The sequence below is a fragment of the Nitrincola sp. genome, assembly GCF_048264025.1.
GTDB lineage: Bacteria > Pseudomonadota > Gammaproteobacteria > Pseudomonadales > Balneatricaceae > Nitrincola.
On record NZ_JBLXDN010000073.1, the window covers coordinates 1 to 6,011 of the forward strand.

6 protein-coding genes are annotated in these 6,011 nt (G+C 51.0%); 4 read left to right on the top strand and 2 right to left on the bottom strand.

The annotated features are described in order from the left end of the window. Both ACN0R1_RS20920 and ACN0R1_RS20925 read left to right on the top strand, forming a co-directional pair. Nucleotides 1–357 (top strand): IS30 family transposase (locus ACN0R1_RS20920; RefSeq protein ID WP_417586096.1); only part of this gene is annotated, 357 nt, incomplete at its 5' end. Between the two features lie 480 nt (nt 358–837). After that, the gene (locus tag ACN0R1_RS20925) at nt 838–1,365 is read left to right on the top strand and encodes a hypothetical protein (protein WP_417586097.1); all 528 of its coding nucleotides are present in this window, start codon (nt 838–840) and stop codon (nt 1,363–1,365) included. Between the two features lie 314 nt (nt 1,366–1,679). Here ACN0R1_RS20925 and ACN0R1_RS20930 read toward each other — a convergent pair whose 3' ends face one another. Together ACN0R1_RS20930 and ACN0R1_RS20935 are read right to left on the bottom strand one after the other, a co-directional pair. Next, nucleotides 1,680–2,183 (bottom strand): hypothetical protein, encoded by a 504-nt coding sequence (locus tag ACN0R1_RS20930; protein ID WP_417586098.1) that lies wholly within the window; start codon nt 2,181–2,183, stop codon nt 1,680–1,682. Next, nucleotides 2,183–2,944 (bottom strand): response regulator transcription factor, encoded by a 762-nt coding sequence (locus ACN0R1_RS20935; protein WP_417586099.1) that lies wholly within the window; start codon nt 2,942–2,944, stop codon nt 2,183–2,185. The genes ACN0R1_RS20930 and ACN0R1_RS20935 overlap by 1 nt, the downstream gene beginning before the upstream one ends. Nucleotides 2,945–3,622: 678 nt before the next feature. Between ACN0R1_RS20935 and ACN0R1_RS20940 the strand changes: the two genes are divergently transcribed. Together ACN0R1_RS20940 and ACN0R1_RS20945 are read left to right on the top strand one after the other, a co-directional pair. Beyond that, nucleotides 3,623–5,347, top strand: coding sequence for a hypothetical protein (locus tag ACN0R1_RS20940; RefSeq protein ID WP_417586100.1), 1,725 nt, complete (start codon nt 3,623–3,625; stop codon nt 5,345–5,347). Nucleotides 5,348–5,489: 142 nt separating this feature from the next. Next, nucleotides 5,490–6,011, top strand: a 522-nt coding sequence (locus tag ACN0R1_RS20945; protein WP_417586101.1) for a hypothetical protein, incomplete at its 3' end; no start/stop codon positions are given.

The window sequence follows — 6,011 nt, forward strand, 5'->3', positions numbered from 1 at the left end:
CCGATCATGGAGTCCCTGATCAACGGGTTGGTTCCCCTGCCCGCCGACGCGCGCAAGTCAATCACCTTCGACCGCGGCACCGAGTTCTCGGCCTGGAAATATCTCAAGGCTGGGATTGGAGCGGATGCCTGGTTCTGTGACCCGCAAGCGCCCTATCAGAAAGGCACTGTTGAGAATACGGACAACAGGCTGCGTCGATACCTGCCAAGATCAACCGCACCGACGGCGCTGACAAATCGATATCTGAGGTCGATTTGTCACCGCCTTAACGCAACGCCGCGCAAATGTCTTGGCTACCGGACGCCCGCTGAAGTCTTTGAAAGCAACCTGATGGAAATACAGAACCGGTTGGAGTAAAACAAGATATCAAAAACTGCACTTCACCGTGAACTCACACTCTTTGTGGCTGCATACCCGGAGAAGTTTTCGAAGCTCTTCAATGGCAGCTGTCAATTTCAGATGACACCGCTTCGGCGTATAAAGATCACGATTGCCTTGCCAGCCTGCACCTGATTGCTTTCGCGGTGTACAGCGCCGCGGCGAGGATGCGCCTCACCTGGTAATGTGAGATTATGGGGCGTTTCACAACTTACAAGGGAGGCTTCGAAACTTCTTTGATCTTTTTGTTGAAGTCCCCTGTTCGTGTGACGGAGCACACTCCTCACCCGGGGTAGTGTTTGCGCGGAGGCCGCGGAGGCCTCGGCAACTTGAGGCACACTGCGTTGTGAAGTGTTTAGTTCGTTTAAGGGGAACTACTTATGGATTTGGAGGTTCTCCAATGAGTACCTACTGCTTCAGGAATGGCCTGCGGCAGCAAACTGCATTCAGGAGTACATCATGTTTGCTCAGCTTAAGACTATTGTTTTTGCAGCCAGTGTCAGCACTCTCGCGCTCAGCGCGGCCGCACATGCCTCAGAAGACCTTCGTATTTCTAAGATTGATGTTGAGGCTACTGTCGCTACTGCATCCGAGAGCAACGCGTTAGATTTCTATCCCGAAATTGAAGAGGATTTGCGTGGAGAGGTCGCTCAACGTGTGCCATTGAGCAGCGATGGCGCCGATCCTCAAATCAGGATCGACATCCGTAAGATTGCATTGAATGGTGCAACGATGCTTCCTGAAAGTAGAGAGTTCAATGAGTTGGAGGGTATTGTTAATATCACCAGCCCGACAGGAGAGAATGCAGGACTAAGTTTTCCGGTAAGAATTTCGGCCTACACCGGTGATACGATCGCGCCTGAAGGTTTTGTGAACATACCACCCACAGATGCTGATTTCTATGTTGCAATGGTTTCGACTTTTGCGGATGTCGTGGCTGAGAGTCTGACCAACGTGAACACTTCTGGGAACAAGATTGACCCATAAACGCGATATTCTCTCTGGCGGCGTCCCACCGCTAAGTTGAGAAATGGCGCGGGCCATCCCCCAAGGCCTGCGCCTCCCTGTTTTTGTCCTTTGATGGTTAAGCATCGTATTAGAATCATGATGTCCTCCAGTATCAAACCATTGGTTGGTCAAAGCCGCTTTAGCGACCTGACCCTCCCTAAATCGATCTACTTGCCTCCCCAAAGCCGTAACTTCTGGGTATTGGCTGAGGTCGATGATACTAGTTTAAAATCAAAAACTTACCTGTGAAGCTAACAATAAGGTTAGCATAGGTCCGCGCTGCCTGAGCAAGCCTAACGTGGGAAGTCAAAGCGCTGAATGACCTGCCAGATCGCTTGGTTAATGAGCGCCAACTCATTAATCGCTGCTTCGATATCTTCAGCAGCCGCATCATTAAGAGGATGAGACTGGCCCATTTTCAAGGTGTCTTTACGATCGGCTATGCGCATGAGGATTGTGCGAGGGTTTCCTCCTTCCGCATCGAACGCATAAATGCAGTGGTTATACCGGTTTCGCAGCTTCGCCTGCCCTAAAAGCCGGCTGGTAATATCCAAAACCGCAGACCTTTGCTCTCGTGCTATTTTGTCCAGTTTTGACAGACGTTCAACCAGGTCAATCCGAGCACGCGTGGTATTTAACGTTAGAAAGATGACGGTAGCAGTCTCTTTGTCTATGCGTGCCAATCCGGCAATGAAGTGGATCAAAAGGCTTTCGGTATTTGTCCATGTATAGTTGAGCTTTCCGACAAGTAGGAGAAAATTGTCAAACTGAAGATGTTGGCTCACGTCGTCACTCATTATGGCCTCAGATCTGCCTTCGCTTGCTCGAGAAACCAGACTGCAGCTTCTGTGCGGTTGTTTACGCCGAGTTTTGAAATGACGTGATGTATATGCAGCTTTACCGTATGCTCCGATAGGCCCAGACGATCCGCGATAATCTTGTTTTGTTTGCCCTCTGCAACGCAGGTGAGAACCTGCATCTCTCGGCAAGTCAGCCCATCTTTTACAGGCCTAAGGGCCGGGTCAGGAAAGTTAAGTCTCTCTTGAACTGCCGGGTTCAGTAATGTCTGAGAGCTGGATTTAGTTTTTTCGGTAGTGATTTGCGCTACTTGTGTCGATGCATAGAGCTCGGAAGGGATATAGTTCTCTCCGCAAATCAGCAACTCCAATAGCGTTAACCAACGATCCACGTCCCGGTTCATTGGCAGAAAGGCGAGGTTCGCTTGCGGGGGACTATCTCTTATCTCCGTCAGTACTTGCTGAGCCCATTTTGGCTGACGGTAAGCCAAGGCAATCGTTGCATTTGGAAACCGCTCCATAAGAAGGGCATGTTCTTCTTTCAAAGGCTCCATCATAGACTGGTTCAAAATGATACTACGGACCCTGTCGGGTCGTACCAACGACAACTCAAGAAGAGCTTCGATGGACCCTAATCTATAGAATGCAATATCTTCGAGGTTCGCCTGTGCGAGCTTCACCAAAGTATTTGAAAAATCTCGTGAATTACCAATGAAAAAGCATGATATCTTCTCAGAGCTAACATATTCAAAATCACGCATAGCATTGTTCCTAATATGGTTACAACGTTCTATGCCTGTCTGCCTCGCCGCAGTTTAATTTGCTTGCCATGTAGATGGCTGCTTAATTCACTTGTTACCTAAAGGTCGTCAGAAAAGTGTCAATATTATACGCCTTTAGGTCTAGACCATAACATATTTACGTCGAAGTTGGGGATATTTTTGTCCAAATGGCGTGTTTCAACTCTGAGTTGACTTTCCTCCGAAGCTCTTTCCTATCAAAAGGTGTAGAGCCTGCAGATTAGAATGCCTGGTGAGACTGCGAAGCGCAATCATAACACAGTTAAATAGCGTTATTATTCAGGGTTTTAGATTCGAATGCGCACCATCTAGTTACAATGGTTAGATAGGTTTTTCTCTATTTTTTGAAGATATTCTTCCTTGTCATCTTGTTGTGATGACGCGCGTTCCTTTCAGAACGCGCTGGCGGTTTTGAATGGATCAGGCCTCGAATCTAAGGCTGCACCATTCCCGAGATTTGCAACAAAGGCAACGAAAGGGAGGCTACATCATCCAAAAACCGAAATGAGTACTGCGCCCCGCATGGACCTGCTTAAGGCCCATGTATGGCCAAAATATTATTCCCAACAGAAACGCACAGTCCAATGATCGCTTTTGAAATGAGCAGCGATCCGGCATGTGCCGCATAGGAGAACTACAATGCCAGGTAATCGCAGCAATCCCGTAAACATTTTCCATATTGACAACGGTGATCAAGAACAAAATCAGGATCAGCTTCAGGCTCAAGGCCAAGCGCAGCTTGAACTGCAAGCCCAGGGCCAAGGGCAGCATTCTGATCAAGATCAAGATCAAACCTCATATCAAGGCCAATCATCTGATAACTGGAATGGCAATGACAACGGGAACGGCAACGGCAACGTAAACGCCAATCTCGGTCTGAATAAGAACCACAATGGGAACCATTCAGACAACGCGATGACGAATAATAGCAATACCAACAACAACAGCAATACCAACAACAACAGCACAACCACCAACAACAGTACGACTGAGAATGTTACTGGTATGACTAATCACAGCAGTACCACTGTCGGGGTCACTGTTGGTATGGACATGGAAGGGTACATGCCCAACGATGATGACTTTGCCGATATCGATCTGAAAGACGCGTCGGCGAATGATTTCATTATGGCCAAGGGGGATATTGATTATAACCCAGGCAACGATCTCGATCTTGACGACATTCTCAACGATGCGCTGAATGGTGCTGGGAATGACGCTGGGACGGTCAATGCGCAGTCCAACAACCTGAATGATAACGATACTCTGAGCAATGTTCGGAACAACGGTGAGATCAATCAGGACAATGTATCGACAGGTGGCGAAGCCACGGCTGGCGATGGAATTGCTGCGGGTGCGGCTGGTGGCGCCAGTGGCAAAGGCGGTAATGCCGATGGTGCCGGAGCCCTTGGTGGCCTGGGGATCGGAGGCGCAGCGCTTGCTGGTGGTGGTCAGAGCGGCGAAGGCGGCGAATCTACTGCTGAAGGCGGCGGAGGTGCGCAGGGCGGTGACGCAGGCGCGCTTGGCATAGGTCTTGGACTGGGCGGTGCCGATTCAGACAACGATGCTGATGGTGGTGATGGTGGCGCTGCAACCTCAATTGGTGCAGGTTTCGGCCTTGGGCTGTCGGGCGCGGGCTCGGAGGCGGATGGCGGTAACTCCGGCGATGCTGGGGGTGTCGGTGTCGGCGTTGGCTTGGGAGGTGCGAATGCAGACTCCAGCGACGCTGACGGCGGCTCTGCTGGAAGCTTCTTTGGCATTCCCATTGCGGGCGGTGGCTCGACTGGGGATTCTGCGGCCGACGGCTTCGGTGGCGGTATTGGTCTCGGTGTTGGTCATAGCGGAAACGGCGGTAACGCTGATTCAGTTGGCCGTGCCGAAAGCACAGGGCGCGGTGACGGCAGTGGCGGAAATGCTACTGGTGGGGCCAGCGGCGACACAGATGGCTGGTCTGCAGCACTCAATAACGCTCAAGGCAATGGGGGCGTCAATACCGCCACTGCCGGTGCAGGCGGTGATGGCTATGGTGGCCACGCTTGGGGCGGTGACACTGGTGACGCCTTTGGTGGTCAAGCAATCGTCGGCGGCGTTCAAGCTGGTGGCGGAACCGGGGGCAATGGCGGCAACGCTTATAGCGGCGCCGGTGGTGCTGGCGGTAATGCTGGCCAGTGGGGCTCGAACAATGGTGACGATGGTTTTGTAACCGGTGAATCCTTTGCTTCGGCCGCCTCGCAGATCGACACTACAGCCTTCAACATGAGCATTGTCCAAGGTGCGAACGTACTCGGAAACACTGTCGATATGACCGTTGTCGGTGGGAACTTTAGCTCCAGCTACATCGGCGATGATGGCGACGGCGCATAAGTTCAAATGAAGTTTCGGGGCCCAGACTTTTCTGGGCCCCGGTTTTCAGATCAAGATGGTGGCTGCGCATTCCATCATTCTGCAGAGCTAACAAGGAGCCCAGTGTCGCAACTGTTTACATAGCAGAAATGGAACTGGCAGGATGTTAGATAAATTCACCGAAATCGTCGCTCACATGATCGGTATTTTTCATACTACGATCGAAGCAGAGCGCATGCGCGACGCCTACGCAGAATTCAAGTTCAAGCAGATCATCCCTGAGGTGAACGACCTTGAGCCAGGGAGTGTTCATTTCAGCGTACGCTACACGTTGAATGATTTTGATCCCAAGCTGAACTACACTCCTCTCTCCTTTGATACGCCCTATAAAGTTTGGTCTGCTAAGCTGGGACCAAACCCTCTTGCGGAACCTTACATGTCTGCAGGAGGCACCCTGGTTCCAGAAGCTTATTTTGAACAGGGATATCTCTCCTTCCCCACTTCCGCACGACCGTTGTTGACGCTTGAGGCTCCAGGAAGTGTCGTTACGGTTAGCGTGCAGAGTGCTTGGATGCAGGACAATGACCTTTTGCGGATGAACAGCGTTCATGCTGAGTTCAATGACCCCTCAATTTATACTGACACACTGAATGCTTTGAAGGAGATGGCACAAACCTTGGGCGTG